General features: G+C 62.3%; 9 protein-coding genes and 1 pseudogene. 6 read left to right on the plus strand and 4 right to left on the minus strand.

Annotation, left to right across the window (positions count from 1 at the left end; translation table 11 throughout):
* Position 1: 1 nt before the first annotated feature.
* The 6 genes from B3C38_RS09255 (at position 2) to B3C38_RS12575 (ending at position 10,449) form a co-directional block, all read left to right on the plus strand.
* Positions 2–1,435 carry a sialate O-acetylesterase gene (locus B3C38_RS09255; RefSeq protein WP_286726814.1) on the plus strand — a complete coding sequence of 478 codons (1,434 nt, stop codon included), beginning with the start codon at positions 2–4 and terminating at the stop codon, positions 1,433–1,435.
* Between the two features lie 31 nt (positions 1,436–1,466).
* Positions 1,467–2,186: a GDSL-type esterase/lipase family protein gene (locus tag B3C38_RS09260; RefSeq protein WP_286726815.1), complete on the plus strand. Its 720-nt coding sequence runs from the start codon at positions 1,467–1,469 to the stop codon at positions 2,184–2,186.
* A 12-nt stretch (positions 2,187–2,198) separates the two neighbouring features.
* Positions 2,199–4,178, plus strand: coding sequence for a sialate O-acetylesterase (locus B3C38_RS09265; protein WP_276637099.1), 1,980 nt, complete (start codon positions 2,199–2,201; stop codon positions 4,176–4,178).
* Positions 4,179–4,403: 225 nt separating this feature from the next.
* Complete coding sequence (locus B3C38_RS09270; protein ID WP_286726816.1) at positions 4,404–8,423, plus strand: two-component regulator propeller domain-containing protein; 4,020 nt, start codon at positions 4,404–4,406, stop codon at positions 8,421–8,423.
* A 108-nt stretch (positions 8,424–8,531) separates the two neighbouring features.
* Entirely contained in the window at positions 8,532–9,818 is a 1,287-nt protein-coding gene (locus tag B3C38_RS09275; RefSeq protein WP_117507366.1) for an MFS transporter, read from the plus strand.
* Positions 9,727–10,449 carry a sulfatase/phosphatase domain-containing protein gene (locus tag B3C38_RS12575; protein WP_349677389.1) on the plus strand — a complete coding sequence of 241 codons (723 nt, stop codon included), beginning with the start codon at positions 9,727–9,729 and terminating at the stop codon, positions 10,447–10,449. Before B3C38_RS09275 ends, B3C38_RS12575 begins: the two co-directional genes overlap by 92 nt.
* A 113-nt stretch (positions 10,450–10,562) precedes the next feature.
* Here B3C38_RS12575 and B3C38_RS09285 read toward each other — a convergent pair whose 3' ends face one another.
* The 4 genes and pseudogenes from B3C38_RS09285 to B3C38_RS09300 form a co-directional block, all read right to left on the minus strand.
* Positions 10,563–11,942 (minus strand): SGNH/GDSL hydrolase family protein, encoded by a 1,380-nt coding sequence (locus B3C38_RS09285; protein ID WP_286726819.1) that lies wholly within the window; start codon positions 11,940–11,942, stop codon positions 10,563–10,565.
* Positions 11,943–11,976: 34 nt separating this feature from the next.
* Complete coding sequence (locus B3C38_RS09290) at positions 11,977–14,136, minus strand: GH92 family glycosyl hydrolase (RefSeq protein WP_414630905.1); 2,160 nt, start codon at positions 14,134–14,136, stop codon at positions 11,977–11,979.
* 29 nt (positions 14,137–14,165) lie between these two features.
* Positions 14,166–16,490: pseudogene (locus B3C38_RS09295) on the minus strand (GH92 family glycosyl hydrolase).
* Between the two features lie 50 nt (positions 16,491–16,540).
* Positions 16,541–18,880 (minus strand): GH92 family glycosyl hydrolase, encoded by a 2,340-nt coding sequence (locus tag B3C38_RS09300; RefSeq protein WP_414630906.1) that lies wholly within the window; start codon positions 18,878–18,880, stop codon positions 16,541–16,543.
* Positions 18,881–18,895 lie beyond the last annotated feature (15 nt).

An 18,895-nucleotide genomic window follows, 5' to 3' on the forward strand; every position in this document is an offset into this window, starting at 1 on the left:
TATGAAAAGGTTTTGTGCGCTGGTGCTCCTGCTGTGCGTGGCATGGGCGCCGTCCGAAGCGAAAATCAAGCTGCCCGCCATCGTGGGCGACAACATGGTGCTGCAACAGTCCTGCGAAGTGAAGCTCTGGGGCTGGGCGACGCCCGAGGCCGAAGTCAGCGTCGCACCCTCGTGGTGCGGCGCCGTACGGACGCAGGCCGACAAGAAGGGACGCTGGTGCGTGATGGTCGCAACCCCGGCCGCCTCGTTCGAGCCGCGCAGCATCGCCCTGGGCGACGGCGACGGCGAACCCGTCGTGCTGAAGAATATCCTCATCGGCGAGGTGTGGCTCTGTTCGGGGCAGTCCAACATGGAGATCCCCGTGCAGGGAGGCCGCGACTGCCCGATCGAGCATGCGCAGGAGATCATCGCCGAAAGTGCGCAGTATCCCGACGTGCGGCTCTTCTCGGTGAAAATCGACGGCGGGCTCCGTCCCCGGGAGGATGTGACGGGTGCCTGGTGCGAAGCCTCGCCCGGGAGCGTCAAGACCTTCAGCGCCATCGGCTACCTGTTCGGCCGCAACCTCCGCCGGGCGCTGAACGTCCCCGTGGGGATCATCAACAGCAGTTGCGGCGGCACGTGGATCGAAGCGTGGTTCCCGGCGTCGCTGCAACGCGGGTTCGCCGATTTCGACCCGGCGTCGGTCGCCACGCGCGAGGGGAAGAGCGGCATGAATACGGTCGAAATCCTTTACAACGGGATGATTTACCCGTTGCATAACTTTGCGATCAAGGGGTTTTGCTGGTACCAGGGTTGTTCGAATGTCGGGCGCAGCACTCACTATGCCGAGAAAATGGTGGCGATGATCGACCACTGGCGCGCGTTGTGGGGCGGCGAACGCAAGCCGTTCTACTACGTCGAGATCGCACCCCATGAGGACGGCGAAGAGAACGTGAACGAGGCGCTGGTGCGTGAGCAGCAAGCGCGGGTGATGGACATGACCGACAACGTGGGCATGGTTTGCACCAACGACCTGGTCTACGACTACGAGACGTGGAACGTGCATCCCAGCCGCAAGGAGCCCATCGCGCGGCGCCTGGCCTATTGGGCGCTGAGCCGGGACTACGGCTACGGCGATGCGGTCAAGACCATCGGGCCGCGGTTCAGGTCGATGGAGGTGCTCGAAGGCGGTGTCGTGCGGGTGCATTTCGACGGCAGCGACTGCGGGTTCCTCGTCAAGGGCGAGATCGAGGGCTTCGAGCTGGCCGGCAGCGACGGGGTGTTCCGCCCCGCGAAGGCCGTGCGCCGGCGCCCCGACCCCACGGTGCTCTATGTCTCGAACTACGACGTGGGCAGCCCCGTGTACCTGCGCTATAATTTCAAGAATTGCAGCGTCGGCCGCCTGTGGGATGCCTTCGGGCAGCCCGTAGTGCCGTTCCGGACGGATAATTTTTAACTTTGTGGAACCGATCTAATATTTTGCGGAAATGAAAAAAATGATCTTGTTATGTGCGCTTTGCCTGTTTGGGGCGGGCGTTGTTTTCGGCCAGGCCTATTCCGACCTTCTCTACCGGGACTGGGCGGGGCTCAGGGCCTATGCCCAGGTGAACAAAACGCTGGGCGACGTGCGCCCCGACGTGGTTTTCATGGGTAACTCCATCACCGAGGGGTGGTTCAACCAGCACCCGGAGTTCTTTCAGAAAAACAACTTCCTGGGCCGCGGCATCGGCGGGCAGACCTCGTCGGAAATGCTGGTGCGCTGCCGCCAGGACGTGATCGAACTGCACCCGCAGTGCGTGGCGATCATGGCCGGGACGAACGATATTGCGATGAACAACGGGTACATCGCCCTGGAAAATACCTACCAGAACATCGTTTCGATGTGCGAGCTGGCACGCTTCAACGGGATAAAGGTGCTGCTGTGCTCCGTCACGCCGTGCGTGCGCTACAACTGGCGGCCGCAGGTGGAGCCCGGGAAGATCATCCCTAAGCTCAACGCGATGCTCAGGAAGTATGCGGACTCGGCCGAGGGCGTGGAGTATGTCGACTATTTCTCGGCGATGGCCGACAAGGACAACGCCATGCTCCCGGAATATTCGCCCGAGGGATGCCATCCCAACGGCGAGGGCTATAAGGTCATGGAGAAGATCATCGTGTCGGCCATCAACAAGGTGAACGGTACCGACAAAAACTATTTCGTCTACTAATCCGAAGCTGTCATGAATCTCAAACGAATACTTTTCCTGCTGGCGGCCGTGCTGCCCCTGCAGCTCTCCGCCAAGGTCACGCTCCCGGCGATCTTCACCGACAACATGGTGCTGCAGCAACAGAGCGATGTGAAAATCTGGGGCAGGGCCAAACCCGGCAAGGCCGTGAAAGTCACCACTTCGTGGGACGGCAAGACCTACGCGGCGACGGCCGCCGCATCGGGCGGCTGGGAGGTGCGCGTGTCGACCCCCGTGGCCGGCGGCCCCTATACGGTCACGGTTTCGGACGGCAAACCCGTCGAACTGAAAAACGTATTGATCGGCGAGGTCTGGCTCTGTTCGGGGCAGTCCAACATGGAGATGCGCGTTGCCGACCGGGTGCTGAACTACGAACAGGAGATGAAGGAGGCCGATGCCTACGGGAATATCCGCCTGCTGCATATCGACAACACCACCAGCCCGGTGCCGCTCGGCGAGGCTTCGGTTCGCCACGGCGGCTGGCAGGTGTGCTCGGGCGAACACATCGCCGACTTTTCGGCGACGGGTTACTTCTTCGGCAAGGAACTCTATAAAAACCTGGGCATACCCATCGGATTGATCGAGTCGTGCTGGGGCGGGACGTACGCCGAGTCGTGGACGAGCGCCGAAGCGCTGTCCGAGATGCCCTATTTCCGTCCCCGCGTCGAGAAGGTGAAGCAGATCCCCGAATCCCGGGAGGCGCGTAACAGGATGTTCCACGACGACATGGACGAGTGGCGCCTCCGGATGATGCAGGCCGACATGGCGTTCGAGGACGGCCGAGCGGTGTGGGCCGAGAGTTCGTTCGACGATTCGTTGTGGGGCGAGATCGCGGTTCCGGGGTTCGTGCAGGATCAGGGCCTCGACGGGTTCAGCGGCTTTATGTGGGTGCGCAGGGACGTCGAGATCCCGGCCGGCTGGGCCGGTAAGGAGCTGACGCTCACGCTTGCGGCCATAGACGACAACGATTTCACCTATTTCAACGGCGTCGAAGTGGGGCATACCGAGGGCTGCATGGCTTTCCGGAGCTATAAGATCCCCGCGTCGCTGGTCAAGGCCGGCAAGGCGACCGTTGCCGTGCGTGTGATGGATACGGGCGGCAAGGGCGGCATCTTCGGCGATGCGAACAGCATCGCCCTCGCCAAATCGGACTCGGAGAAACTCCCGCTGGCTGGGCAATGGAAATACAAGGTCTCGATGGGGCTGGGCGACGCCCCCGACATGCCGGTCAACACCGCCACCGAACCCAACTACCCGACGTTCCTCTTCAATGCGATGATCAACCCGCTCGTGGACTATGCCATCCGCGGCGCCATCTGGTACCAGGGCGAGGCCAACGTGGCGCGCGCGGCGCAGTACCGCGACCTGCTGCCGCTGATGATCCATGACTGGCGGCAGCACTGGGGATATGCCTTTCCCTTCTACATCGTGCAGCTTCCCAACTACATGAAGGCACAGGAAGGCCCCGAGGAGTCGGAGTGGGCCGAGTTGCGCGAGGCGCAGAAACATGCGCTCCGCCTTGAGAACACGGGGCTGGCCGTGTGCATCGACGTGGGTGACGGCGACGACCTCCATCCGAAAAACAAACCGGCGGTCGGCCGGCGCCTCTCGCTCGTGGCGCGGGCATTGACCTATGGCGAGCGGATTCCCTATTCGGGGCCCGTATACGAGGGTTACCGTATCGAGGGCAACACGATCCGCATTGACTTTTCGCACACGGACAAGGGGCTCAAGACCTCCGACGGCGGCCCCGTCAGGGGGTTCTATATCGCCGGCCCCGACCATAAGTTCCATGCCGCCAGGGCCGTTATCGAAGGCAGTACGGTCGTCGTCTCTTCGGACGGGGTACGCTTCCCCGTCGGGGTGCGCTATGCCTGGGCCAACAACCCGGTCTGCAACCTCTGTAACGGCGCCGGGCTTCCGGCCGGGCCGTTCCGCACCGACGACTGGACGGACGGCGCGAAACGCTATTAGGGAACCGTCCGTCGCCGCTTCCGGGCCGGATCCGGCCATTTGGGCGGCAAACTGCGCGGACGGAACCTACGCGGGGTCATGGCAGGGCGCGCCCTGCCATGGCTTTCCCGTCTGGTAGCGGGGCGGATGATCCGCCCCGGCTTCCCGCTTTTTTGGGAAACGGCCTGCCGATTGATTTTACGGTTCCGTATAAAAACATATCTTTGTGACAACATGCGAAGCGTTATGTCGAAAAAGTTGATTTTCCTGTTGCTGGCGGCGGTTTGGGTTGCCATGCCTTCCGCCGTGGCCTCCCTCAAGTACGATACGCTGACCAGCGCGGACGGGTTGTCGAACAGTTCAGTCAACTGCATCTATCAGGATTCGACTCTGATGATGTGGTTCGGGACATGGGACGGCCTGAATGCCTACAACGGTTACGGCTTCAGGACTTACAAGTTCGCGCCGGACAATGCGAATACGATTTCGAACAACGTCATCCGCAACATCGTCGAGGAGGCGAAGGGCATCCTCTGGGTCGCCACCGACTACGGGATCAACCGCATCGACGTGGAAAACGACCGCATCGAACGCTTCTACCCCGGCTACGAGGACAACGGCCCCACGGCCGAGCAGGTGTTCTCGGTCGCGGCCGCGGCCGACGGCACCATCTTCTGTGCCGCCACGGGGTGGGGCATCGCCTGCTACGACAAGGCGCTGGGCCGGCTTTCGGCACTCAATGTCCCGCAGTTCAACTCTTCGGAGATACGTGCCGTTTACTACGGCGGACAGAATACCCTGCTGCTGCATACCGTGCAGGAGGAGCTGGTTCGGATCCGTTACGAGCTGTCCGCGACGGGAAGCATGGAGGTGCGGGAAAAGGTCGGGCTCTTCCCCGAAGGCGGGGTCAAGTCGGTGTTCGACAGCCGGACGGCGCTCTACCTGGTTACGGCCGATGCGGAAATTTACCGCTACGAGCGCCGCGACGGGGAGCTGGCTGCAGTGGGCAAATTCCCCCCCCCGGGTCGTGAGGTGCGCGCTATCGCCCAATATGGCGACGATTACCTGCTGGTAGCGACCGGGACGCCGGACATGTATGTCTGCGACATGTCCGGGCGGACGTTCCGCCGGATGTCGCAAATGCCCGGCATCAACATCCTTTCGTTTTGCTACGGCAGTCAGGACATCCTGTGGGTCGGCAGCGACGGGCAGGGCGTCTTCCAGGTATACAACGACGGCATCCAGTTCGACAAGGTTCCCAACAGCCGGATTTTCGGCGACAGGAATTGCCCCGTGCGCGCCTTCTGCGAGGACAGCCGCGGGAACGTCTATGTCGCCACGAAAGGCAACGGCATCGGCATGTTGCGTCCCGACGGGAGCCGGGGCGCGGTCTGCGACGTATCCGGGGGACTGGGTAATAATTCCGTCTACGCCCTCGCCTGGGGATTCGGCGACGACCTGTTCATCGGGCACGACGGCGCCGGGCTCGATGTGCTTTCGTGTGCCACGGGGCGCATCTCGTCCATCAAACCCGTCCCGGGCACCTATTTCGGTTCGGTGTATGCGATTTACCGCGATCCGTCGGACGGCTGCGTGTGGCTCGGGACGAACGGCTACGGGCTGATCGGGCTGCAACTGGCCGAGGCGGGCGGGCGTTACGAAATCAGACGGCAGCGGGTCTATGTCAACGACAAGAAGGACACCACCTCGCTGAGCAACAATACGGTGTTCGCGATCGTCCCGGCCGGCGGCGGAAAACTGTGGGTCGGAACGCGCGGCGGCGGGTTGAACCTCTTCGACACCCGCAGCGGCAAGTTTACCCATTACACGACCTCCTCGGGCGATTATCCGATCAGCAGCAACGACATCCTGTCGCTCTACGCCGGGCGCGACTCGACGCTCTGGATCGGGACGAGCTACGGTCTGAACCGGCTCAGCCCCACCGCAGGGGGACGGGGCGGTTTCCGCTGGTATATCGAAAAGGACGGGCTGCCGAACAACACCATCCACGGTATCCTGGAGGACGACTCGGGCAACCTTTGGCTCAGTACCAACAAGGGGCTGGCGCAGCTGAACCCTGCCGACAACCGGATAATCAGCTATTACAACAACGAGGAGTTGCAGAGCAACGAATTTTCCGACGGTGCCTATTACCGTTCGCGCGACGGCAGGATGTACTTCGGCGGAGTGGCCGGGTTCAACCGGTTCGATCCCCGCGACATCCGCGTGCGGACGTATGCCCCGGCCGTGCAGCTCAACAATTTCCTGATCAAGCAGACGCCCGTGCCCGGATTCCGTGCCGACCGCGAGATCGTCCTGTCGCACAGCGAAAACTTTTTCAGCATCCAGTTCTCTGCGCTGGAATACATCCGCAACGGCAACTGCGAATACGCCTACATCCTCAAGGGGTTCAACGACGACTGGGTGGAGATCGGCACCGACAACACGGCGGTGTTCACCAACGTGCCGCCCGGGGCCTATGAATTCTGCGTGCGATGTACCAACGGCGACAAAATCTGGAGCGACAATACCGCTTCGCTGCATATCCGGGTGCGTCCGCCGTGGTGGAACACGGTGTGGGCCTACATGGTCTACCTGTTGCTCTCGTTCGTGGTGCTGTACGTCGTCTGGTTCGTGGTCAACGACCGGATCGAGCAGCGGCGCAGGCTGCTGATGGAGTCGATGAGCCGGCAGCAGCAGAGCGACAACTACGAGGCGAAACTCCGCTTTTTCACCAGCATCGCCCACGAGTTCTGCACCCCCCTGACGCTGATCTACGGGTCGGGCGAGCAGCTGCTCGACAGTTACAGCCTCGCGCCCGACGTCGCCAAGCATGTCCGCATCGTGAAGAACAACGCGGCGCGCATGCAGCGCCTGATCGGCGAGTTGATGGAGTTCCGGCGGGTCGAGACCGGGCATTACACGCCCCGCTACGTCATGGTCAACGTCACGGAGCTGATTTCGACCATTGCCGACAATTTCAACGAGGTCAACGAGCAGCGGCGCATCGACCTGCGCATCGACTTCCCGGCGCAGGAGGTCATCCTCGTGAGCGACCAGGGGGCACTGGAGAAAATCCTCTACAACCTGGTTTCCAATGCCTATAAATATACGCCCGCAGGCGGATACATCAGCATCGCGCTGCGTGCGGAGGCCGGCCGTACGACCGTGAGGGTCAGGAACTCGGGCAAGGGTATCAAGCCCGAGGACATCGGCAATGTCTTCAACCGCTTCGAGATACTCGACAATTTCGAACGGCAGGCCAACGAGGGCAAGGTCATGCGCAACGGCATCGGGCTGGCGCTCGCCAAGAGTCTGGCCGACATGCTGTCGGGAAATATCACGGTGAGCAGCAACCCCGGCGAATATACCACCTTCACCCTGTCGTTGCCCGAGGTGAGCCGCGACCTGGTGACCGAACCCGAACAGAAGAGCGTGCCCGATTATCCGCTGCCCGACGTCGAGGACATGCGGACGGGGCAGGCCCGAGAGTCGCGTGCCGCGGGGGCCTCGATCCTGGTGGTGGACGACGAAAAGCAGATCCGCGACCTGATCGCCGAGATACTCTCCGACGAATATTCCGTCATCCAGGCCGCCGACGGGACGGAGGCCATCGAGATCCTCAAACACAAACGCCCCGACCTGATTATCAGCGATGTCAGTATGCCGAACGTGGACGGGCTCGAATTGCTCGAATACCTCAAGGGCAACGAGATCACCAAATATATTCCGTTCGTGTTCCTCTCCTTCAAGAACGATGTCGAACAGGAAATCCGCGGCTACGAGCTGGGCGGCGACGCCTATATCTCCAAGCCGTTCCACCCCAAGCACCTGCTGGCCGTCGTGCATCAGATACTCAACAACCGCCTCTCGCTGAGGGATTACTACAATTCCGTGATCTCCTCGTCGGACGTCTACGAGGGGAATACGATCGACGCCGACGACAAGAAGTTCATCGTACAGCTGGCCGGGATCATCGAGCAGAACATGACCGACGAGAACCTGTCGCTGAATTTCCTGTGCGACAAGATGTGCGTGAGCCGCATGAGCCTCTACCGCAAGATCCGCGAGATCACGCAGATGACGCCGAGCGAATATATCCGCTCGGTGAAGATCAGCCATGCGACGCATCTGCTCCGGACGACCAACATGACCATCCAGGAAATCATGTTCTGCGCGGGTTTCAACAACAAGTCCTACTTCTACCGCGAGTTCGCCAAAATATACCACATGTCGCCCAGGGAGATGCGCGAAAAAGAGCGCTGAGCGGGCAAAAGTGCCGTTTCCCGGCGTGAAGATACGTTTCGGTTACAATAGTATACCTTGCAACGCCCCCGGGGGCTTAATTTTGCAAGGCAATACTAAACTACTGACATGAAAGAAACAACCGTCTCGACCTCGGGCAACGGCATTCTCGGCAGGGCTTTCTCGGAAATCCGGCATTTCGGAACCTATCCGTTCAACATGCGGATACTCCTGCTGACGAACATGCTGTATGCGTTCGTCCTCCCCGTCGTGGAACTTTTTGTCGGCACTTACATCATGCGCAACAGTTCGGAGCTGGCGTATGTGGTGGGCTACCAGCTGGCCGTCTACACGGGCATCCCGCTCACCTTCCTGGTGAACGGCTTTCTCATGCGCCGCATCCGGATTTCGCACCTCTATTCGTTCGGGATGCTGCTGAGCGGCGTTTCGATGGCCGTGATGATGTCGCTCGAAACGCTCGACCTGGCCGGGATCGTCGTGGCGGGACTTATCATGGGGCTATCGTACGGCTTTTTCTGGGCCAACCGCGATTTTCTCGCCCTGAATTCCACCGACGACGGCAACCGCAACTATTACTACGGTCTGGAAAGTTTCTTCAACACCGTCGCCGGCGTCGTCGTGCCCGGTATGATCGGGGCGTTCCTGGGCGCCACGGCCGACCACAACTGGCTCGGGGGAAATATCAACCTGGCCTATAAACTGGTGACCCTCTTCGTTTTCGCGCTTACGATCATCGCTTCGGCCGTCGTATTCCGCGGCAGGTTCTCCAATCCCCCGAAGGAGCGGTTCATCTATCTGCGCTTCGATGTGCTGTGGAACAAGATGATGCGCCTTGCCGTCCTGAAGGGGATCGCCCAGGGATACATCGTCACGGCGCCGTCGATGCTGGTCATGACGCTCGTCGGGAACGAATCCACGCTCGGGACGCTGCAATCGGTCAGCGCCATCGTCTCGGCCGTGCTGCTCTACCTGCTGGGGCGCTTCGCTTCGGCCAGGCACCGGGTGCTGATCTTCTCCTCGGGCCTGCTGCTCTTCGCACTGGGCGGGGCGTTCAATGCCGTGCTCTATTCGGCAACGGGCGCGATCGTCTTCATGCTGTGCCTGGTGATGGGGCGTCCGCTGATGGATCTGGGCTATTTCCCGATCCAGTTGCGGGTCATCGACTACGTGAGCCGGAAGGAGAACCGCAACTCCTACGCCTATATTTTCGTCCACGAATTCGCCCTTTACCTCGGCCGTTTCTTCGGGTGCGGGCTGTTCATCGTCCTGACGATCTGCCTGTCGGATACCTTTGCGATCCGCTATGCGCTGCTCATCATCGGGATCATCCAGCTCGTCTCGATCGGCATCTCCCGGAACATCATCCGGGCGCTCGACAGGGCCGAGGCGGAATAGAATACCCGGCTCGGGGGCAAGAGGGACAGCCCCGGGCCGGGACGATGCGCGGAGGGGCTCCGCCGCTGCCGGAGGGTACAGGCCCGGCCTGTGCCCCCGGGTATGGGGCCCCGCCCGTATCGGGAATGCTGCCGCCGTGTGCGGCCATGTTTACCTTGCCTTGAAAAATCGACCGATATGGATAGGAGACAACTCATGCAGGGTGCCGGCGGCCTGTTGCTGGCCGGGGCACCTTCCGGCAGGGGAAGTCCGGGAGCAGGTGGCGATGAATATCGACTGGTTCCCGACGCTGCTCGACCTGTGCGGGCTGGATGCCTCGGGGATCGATGTCGACGGGGTGGGCATCGTGCCGCTGATCCGCGACGGAGCCGAAGCTTCGCCGCACGACGTGCTGCACTTCGATTCCGGTAAGCAGCGGGCCGTGCGCCGGGGCGACTGGAAGCTGATCTGCAATGCGATCGACGTGTTGCCCAACGACAGGAACAAGACACTCGAAGGGCTGTACCTGACCAACCTGAAGATCGACCGCACCGAATCGGAGAACCTGATCGACAGGTACCCCGAAAAGGCGCAGGAGCTGCTCGCGCTGCGCAGGGCCTACGAGGCTTCGCTGGGGAAGGACAAGGAGTAAATCCCGCCCCGCCCTCGGTCGTGGGGCGGATGCACGCCGCCACCGGGAGCATCCGGACAAAACAAGGGGAGGCCGCATCGGCCTCCCCTTCACTTGTTTGCAGCCTGCCCGGATCAGTTCGGGCGCAGTACGACCTTGCGCGTCTGCGGCTTGTTGATCTCGTAGATGGTCTCCACGAGCAGTTCCATCTGCTGCGCGCGTGCCTCGCGGACATGCGGGAGCATGAGCTTGGCGTAGTTTTCGCGGTGGATCTGGAGCCAGATGTTCTTTCCTTTTTCCGCGTCGAGCACGCGCACGGCACGTGCGTCGTTGGCGTCGAGCAGCCCCTTGTTCTGGAAGAAATCGTACTGCACCCAGGCGTAGTCGCGGAAGTTGCGTTCGATTTCCCAGCGGTATTCGTTCAGGTGCATCACCTCCATCGCCTGCCGGTACTGCGGCGTCTGCAGCTCGGCGAGGTTGATGCCTTCGCCCAGTTGTTTGCCGCTCCAGGTGCCGATCCGCTCGCCGTCGATGTAAAGCGTGTAGTCGCCTTTCAGCCCCTTGACGGTCAGCATTTCGCGGTTCATCTCCTCGATGAAGGGAACCAGCTTCGTGGCCTCGGCCTGGCTGCGCTTGGATCCCATCCCGTGCGTTAAGGTGTCGAGCGGGTAGGGCAGGGCTTCGGCCAGGTAGTCGAACGAGATTTCGCGGCCGTTCCTGCGCAGGCCGGTGATCTCGCAGTTGCCGGCCTTGAGAACCTTCGTTTTTGCCGCGTCGATCTGCACGTCGGCCACCTCCCTGCCGGCAAAACCCTGTGCCTTGAGGTAGAGGTAGGCCATCACCATGTGCCCGTCGTTATCGGGGTGGATGCGGTCGCCCATCGACAGCGAGAACGAAGGTTGTCCGGCCTGCACGCGCCGGCCGATTTCGACCATCGGGGCGCTGAAATCCACGAACTCCCAGCCGTTGGCTGCGGCCGACTCCTTCTGGAACCCGACGACGCGATCCATCACGGCGTTCTTGCCCCGCAGCGGGGCGTTGTTCTCGATTTGGGCCGTTTCGTCGTAGGGCGAACCCCCGAGCATCACGACCCGCACGCCGTCGAGGGTTTGCAGGCGCGTCTCCATCTTCTTGAAGTTGTCGTAGCACTCCCGGTATTTCTTTTCGCCGAACGCCTCGGCATCGTCGCCGTTGTATTCCATGTAGCCCGTGTCGTTCATGCCGAAGGTCACGGTCAGCACCGTGGGGCGTTTGCTGAGAACGTCGCCGTCAAGGCGCTTGTACATGTCGCCTGCGGTCTCGCCGCCGATGCCGGCGTTCATCACCCGCAGATCCATGTACGGGAAGCGGGTCATGTAATAGAGCCAGATGTAGGAGTGGTAGTGGCCGCCGTCGGTGATGCTGTTGCCGAGGAATACGGCGCGGTCGCCGTCCTTGAACGGCGCTACGGTCTGCGCCGCGGCGGAAGCGCACATGCAGAGCGCCGCCGCAAGGGATAGAAGGATTCTTTTCATGGTTATGCGGTTTGTTGTGTTTTGGTGAGCGGATTTATTCGTACGAGGGCGGCAGTTGTGTCCGGCCCCAGTTCCCGGACGGTTTGGCCGAGGTCGTATATTCCAGCGTCGCGCCGTTGCGGAGCGCATCCCAGCCGATCCATGTGCTGCCGTAGGGTTTTCCGTCGAGTTTGAGCGCCGTGGTGTAGATTTGTTTCTCCGAGCCCCCGGTGATGGTGATGTCGCCGTGCTTGAGGTGGATGACCACCTTGTCGAAGACCGGGGTGCTGAGCGTGAAGCCGCCTACGCCGGGGATCATGGGGTAGAGCCCCGTGCATGCGAAGACGTACCAGGCTCCCATCGTGCCCAGGTCGTCGTTGCCCGGCAGCCCGTCGGGAGCGCTCGTGTACTGCTCGTTGAGGATGCGGTTGATGACCTTCGAGGTCTTGTCCGGCCGTCCGAGCCAGTTGTAGACCCACGGGATATGGAAGCTCGGCTCGTTGCCCGAGGCGAACCACGGGTCGTTGTACCCCGCGTCGAGGCGCACGAAGAATTCGTCGAGCCGCTTTTCGGCCGCGGCCTTGCCGCCCATCGTTTCGATCAGCCCCGCCAGGTCGTAGGGCACCATCCAGAAATAGTTTTTATAGGTCGATTCGCGCCAGTCTTCGCCGAGCGGTTTCCACGACCCGTCGGCATTGCGCGACTGCAGCCAGCCGGTCTGGGGGTTGTAGAGGTTTTTCCACGAGCGGGCGTAGTGGAAATAGCGCCAGCTGGCGAATTCGTCGCCGCAGGCGTGCAGCGCGAACTGCCCGATGGCGAAGTCCGACGAGGTGTATTCGAGCTGCTCCGAAGCGTTGTAGTACCCTTTTTCGAGGTATTGTTTCAAGCCCGGGCGCTCCTCCACGTCCTGCGATTTGGCACCCGGCACCTCGGCGTTCCTGCGCATGATCTGGAACAGCGGGAAGGGGTCGTAGTCCTGGGCGCCGAACGCCCAGGCGTTTGCGATCAGGATCGGCGTGGGGTCGCCCTGCATGATGCCGGTCTCGATGTTGGCCATCACCCAGCGGGGAAAGGCGCCGCCCGACTGCTCGGCGAAATGCTGGTGCGAGAGTACCACGTCGGACGCCACGTCGGGCGCCAGCATCGAGAGCAGCTGGATCTGCGTGCGGTAGGTATCCCAGTTGCTGAACGAGGTGTACTGCTTCGAACGGCTTCGGTGCACCCGGAAATCGGCGCCCATGTACTCGCCGTTCACGTCGCTGCATACGTTGGGGTGGATCAATACGCGGTAGAGGTGCGTGTAGAACTGGGTCGTGCGGTCGGGGTTGGTGCCTTCGGCCTCGATCAGCCCCAGGTAGTCGTTCCACCTCCGTTCGGCGGCGTGCTGCACGGCCGCGAAATCCCACCCGGCGTTTTCGGCCGCGAGGTTTGCGCGGGCGTTCTCCACCGAGACGTACGAAACGCCGATCTTGTACTGTACGTTGCGGTTCTCGGTGAGGTCGAACGTGAAGTAGACGCCCGATTCGCTCCCCTCGGCGAAACGTCCGCCGGGGGTGAGCCTGTCGCCTTTCCAGATGCCTGTCGTGACGGCCCGCGCGTCGAATTCGGCGACGAAGTAGACCTTGTACGGGGTGCGTACGCCGCAGAAGTTGCCGCCTTCGGCATAGCCCTCGCAGCTGTTGGGGCCGGTGATGACGACGGCGGCCTGTTCGATCGGCGTGGCGGCGATGCCCGCGCCGATGATCACGGTGCCGAACGCCTCTCCCGCGGGGTATTCATAGCGGGCCATGCCCGTGCGCTCGGTGACGGTGAGCCGCGCCTTGACCGCCTCCTGCACGGTGGCTTCGTAGTAGCCGGCATGGCCCTGTTCGCCGCAGATGCCGACCCGGTAGTCGAGGATGTTTTCGGGCGAAGAGTCGAGTTTCCCCGTTACGGGGAAGGTCGGGAAATTACCCATGTGGCTGCACCCGCCGCCGCTCAACTGGTTGATGACGAACCCGCCCCGCTTGGCGAAATAGGTCGGCGTGAACTGTACCATGCCGAACGGGTAGGTCGCCCCGGGATAGAGGTAACCCGAGGTCAGCCCCACGCCCCGGGTGCCGATCAGCGTGTTGACCTTGTGCGCGTGGCTGTCGCTTTGCTGCCCGCAGGCGCTGCCGGCCCCGAGTAAGAGGGCCGCCAGCGACAGGGATATTGTTTTCAGGGATTTGAACATGTCCTTCGGAATTTCGGTTGTCGATCGGTTCATTCTGGTCTGGAAAGCGAGAAGGGAGCCGCATCCTTGCCCGTGCCGCGTTCCTTGTTGGGCTCGGGGCCCATTACCAGGCGCATGACGCCGCCGTCGGCGATGTCCTTGTAGGTGATGTAATTCTTGTCGAGCGGCTTGCCGTTGAGCGTCGCGGACTGGATATAGACGTTCTGCTGCGAGTTACCGTCGGCCTCGATGACGAACTTCCGGCCGTCCTCCATCGTGATGGTCGCCTTGCGGAATACGGGGCTGCCCAATACGTACTGGTCGGTGCCGGGGCAGACGCTGTAAATGCCCAGCGAACTCAAAATATACCACGAGGACATGCCGCCCTGGTCTTCGTCGCCCGGATAGCCGCGCTCCGAGGAGTTGTAGAGCCGCCCGGTGATCTGCCGCGACCAGTATTGGGTCTTCCACGGCTGGCCGGCGTAGCTGTACAGGTAGATCATATGCTGGATGGGCTGGTTGCCGTGGGCGTACTGCCCCATGCCGGCCAGTTCCATCTCCTTCATCTCGTGGATCATGCCGCCGTAGGTGCCCGGACGGATGACGTTCGGCACGGTGAATACCGAGTCGATCTTGGCGGTGAACGCTTCGTCGCTGCCGTAGAGGTTGATGAGCCCCTGCACGTCGTGGAATACCAACCAGTTATAGTGCCAGGCGTTGCCTTCGCAGTAGGGGCCGCCCCACTCGTAGGGGTCGAAGGGTGCGAGTCAGCTGCCGTCCTTGAGGCGGCCGCGCATGAAGCCCGACTCCTTGTCGAAGACGTTGCGGTAGTTATACATCACGCGCGAGAAGATCTCCTCGTAGAACTTGTTGCCGGTCATGCGCGCCAGCTGGTAGCCGCAGAAATCGTCGTAGGCGTATTCGAGCGTCTGTGCCGTCGAGCCCATCGACTCGGGGTAGGAGACGTATCCCAGCTGCCAGTACTCCTTCCATCCCGCGCGGCCGTTGGCACCGCCCCACGGGCCTTTGTTCATCGCCTCCTTGGCGTAGGCTTCCAGCGCCTTCTGGGGGTCGAACGTGCGGATGCCTTTGGCCCATGCGTCGGTCAGCAGCGAAATGGCGTGGTTGCCGATCATGCCGCCCGTCTCGCCGGGCGCCGACCACGAAGGCAGCCAGCCGCACTGCTCCTGTGCCGCCAGCAGGGCGTTCATGTAGCGTCCCTGCATCGTCGGGTGCAGGATGTTGGTCAGCGGGAACTGCGAACGGAACGTATCCCAGAAACCGTTGTCGGTATACATGTAGCCGGCGTGTACCTTGCCGTCGTAGGGGCTGTAATAGTAGGGGTTGCCCTCGGCGTCGCGTTCGTAGAACTTGCGCGAGAAGAGGTTGGCGCGGAACAGGCACGAATAGAAGGTGCGGATCTCCTCGTCGGTGCCGCCTTCGACCGCGATGCGGCCCAGCAGGGCGTTCCACGTCTCGGCGCCGCGTTTTTTGGTCGCTTCGAGGTTCTTGTCGGCGCCCAGTTCGCGGTCGAGCGTGAGCAGCGCCTGCTCGGGGCTGATGTAGGACGAGGCGGCCTTGGCCTGCACTTTGGTGCCGGCCTTGAAGCGTACGTAGGCCCCGTAGCCCTTGCCTTCGCCCTGGGTCATGCCCGGGAAGCGTTCGTCATGCTCGTTCTCCCAGAGTCCGTACTCCTCGAACGGCCGGTCGAACTGGATGACGAAATAGTTGCGGAAGGTTTCGGGGTGGTTGACGAAACGCTGGTTGTTCACCCACCCCGAGATCTGCCGTTTGGCGGGGTCGATCTTCATTCCGCTCATGGCGAAATAGCCGTCCAGCACCAGGTAGGCGTCGCCTTTCCGGGGGTAGGTGAAGCGCAGGTGCACGCCGCGCGTGGTGGGTGCCATTTCGGTGGTGATGCCGTTGTCGAGCGTCACCCGGTAATAGTGCGGTTTGGCGATCTCGTTGGCGTGGCTGAATTTCGACGCACGCGCGTCCTCGTTTACGACTAGCTCCCCGACCTCGGGCATGAGCGAATAGACCGCATAGTCGCTCATCCACGGGCTGCACTGGTGCGCCTGTTGGAATCCGCGGATCTTGTCGACCGAGTACTGGTATTTCCAGCCTTCGCCGTTGGGGCCGGTCTGTGCGCCCCAGGTGTGCATCCCGTAGGGCATGCCGGTCGTGGCGTAAGTGTTGCCGTAGCTCAGTTCGAATTTCGAGTCGGTGCCCTGCAGCGTGTTCACGTATTGCACGTAGTCCTGTTTCTGTGCGAAGGCGGCCGACAGCGAGCAGAGGCCGAAGAGGCCTGCCGCGGCGATCCGCCTGAGCGATGACCGCAGCCGGCTGCGGTCTTTGTTGACGGTGTTTTCCATAGGTTTGTCGTCTGTTATTAATGATATGATTAGGTTCGTCCTGTTGTTGCCTATATGCCCCACCGGGTGTTGGGGGTGTCGCCCATGTAGAGTTCGAGCGTCCCTCCGGCCGCAATGTCGGCGAAGTCGATGTGGGATGCCGTGTGCTCCCTGCCGTTGAGCACCGCCCGCTGTATGTAGACGTTCGAGGGGCTGTTGCCGTGCGCCACGACGGTGAATGTCCCGCCCGGTGCGTAGGCCGGGTCGAGGCGCAGTTCGATGCGGTCGAAGACGGGGCTGGTGATCTCCATCCGCGTGTCGCCCGGGCAGGCGGGATGCAGGCCCGCGGCCGCAAGCACGTACCAGGCCGACATCTGTCCGGCGTCCTCGTTGCCCACGATCCCCTCGACCTTGTCGGCGTAGGCCTTTTCGCAGATATGGCGCGTCCATTTCTGGGTCTGCCACGGCTGCCCGAGCCGGTTGAAGAGGAACGGCACGAGGTGGACGGGTTCGTTGGCGTGGTTGTAGTAGTCGTTCCAGAGCATGTCCGACGGGGTTTTGTCGAAGAACTCGGTGAGGTCGCACAGCACGGCTTCGCGCCCGCCCATCAGCTCGACCATGCCCTCGACGTCGTGCGGCACGAACCACCCCTGCTGATAGGGGTTCGACTCGATGCAGCCGTACCACTCGGTGGTGCGGGCGTTCCCGGGCCACGGCTCCCACGCTCCGTCGGCGCGGCGCGGGCGGAACCAGCCTTTCTCCCGGTCGAAGATATTGCGGTAGGCCTGCCCTTTGGCGGCGTACAGGGCGGCGTCTTCCCGCTTGCCCAACTGCTCGGCCAGGCGCGAGATGCACCAGTCGGCATAGGCGTATTCGAGCGTGTGCGAAATGCACAGTTCCGAGGGGGTGTAGCCCAGCGGGTCGTTGCCGAAACGCTTCGAGGAGTTCACGGCATAGCGGTAGGCCTTCTCGACGTCGTAGCTGCGGATGCCCTTGGCATAGGCGTCGGCCAGTACCGACAGCGCCGGGTTGCCCAGCATGCAGCCCGAGTAGGCGTTGACGATCTCCCAGCGCTCGAAATAGTGGCGCCCGCTCTCGTCGGCCATCGTGACGAGCGAGTTCACGAGGTCGCTGACCAGTTGCGGGTTGATGATGGTCTGCAACGGCATCTGGCTGCGGAACACGTCCCAGCCGCTGAAGATCGTGCGTTTGGTGAACCTGCCTCCCGTGGTATGGATTCTGCCGTCCGCCCCCGGGTAGCGCCCGTCGGCGTCGGTGTAGATGCGGGGGTCGATCATCGTGTGGTAGAGCGCCGTGTAGAAGATCGTCTTTTGCCGGTCACTGCCCCCGTCGATGCGGATGCGCGCCAGTTCCCGGTTCCACAGCTCGCGCGCCTCGCGGGCAACCTGGTCGAACGCCTTGCCGGCGATCTCGGCCTCGAAATTCTTTCGGGCGCCCTCCATGTCGACGAACGAGATGCCCGCACGAAGGATGACCTGCTCGTCCTGCCGCGTCCCGAATTCGGTGTAGAAGCCGATGTGCTTGCCTTCGATGCGGTCGATGCCCGTGACGACGGGCGCCGCGGCTACGCGCTGCAGGTAGGGGACGCTGACCACCTCGTCGCGCTTGCGTACCCAGTCGTCGGGGATGTCGGCGCTCCAGAACCCGTAGTTTTCCATCGGCTTGTCCACCTGTGCGTAGAAATAGACCGTATAGTCGGCCTGTCCCTCGCCGTTGCCCCAGCCGCCCGTGGCGGGGGTGCATTTCATCCACCCGGCGATGGTGTGCTTGTCCACCACCTCGATGTATTGCCGCTCGGCCGTGCCGCCGACGCGGCGCGCCAGGTCGATCTGGATGCGCGACTGTTCGCCCTCGGGAAAGGTGAAGCGCAGGATGCCGCAGTGCGGGGTCGCCGAACTTTCGGCACGGATGCCGTAGTCGGTCAGCAGGGCGCTGTAATACCCCGCGCGCGCGGTTTCCGTGGCCTTGTCGTAATGGGAACGGTAACCCCCGATCGAGCCGTCCTCCCTGCCCGCGATCTTTTGCAGCGGGCCGGTCGTCGGCATGACCAGCAGGTTGCCCAGGTCGCCGAACCAGCCCACGCCGCTCATCTGCGTGAAGGCGAACCCTTCGATGGTCGTGTGCTCGTAGCTGTACCCGGGGCTGTTGTCCCCGCCCGTGATGGTGTTGGGGCTGACCTGCACCATGCCGTAGGGCGTCGTCGCCCCGGGGAAGGTCTTGCCCAGCCCGTGGTAGACGCCCGCGGCGCTCGTGCTGGTGCTCGCCCCGATGAAGGGGTTCACGTAGTCGGCCGGCGAGAAGCTGCCCGTGTCGCCCTGCACGACCGCGGAGCAGCCGGTGAGCCCCATGGACGGGCAGCATAATAAGAGGAAGAGTAAGGTCTTGGGAATGTTGCGGTAGTGCAT

The sequence above is a fragment of the Alistipes sp. UBA1686 genome, assembly GCF_002320215.1.
Classification (GTDB): domain Bacteria; phylum Bacteroidota; class Bacteroidia; order Bacteroidales; family Rikenellaceae; genus Alistipes; species Alistipes onderdonkii.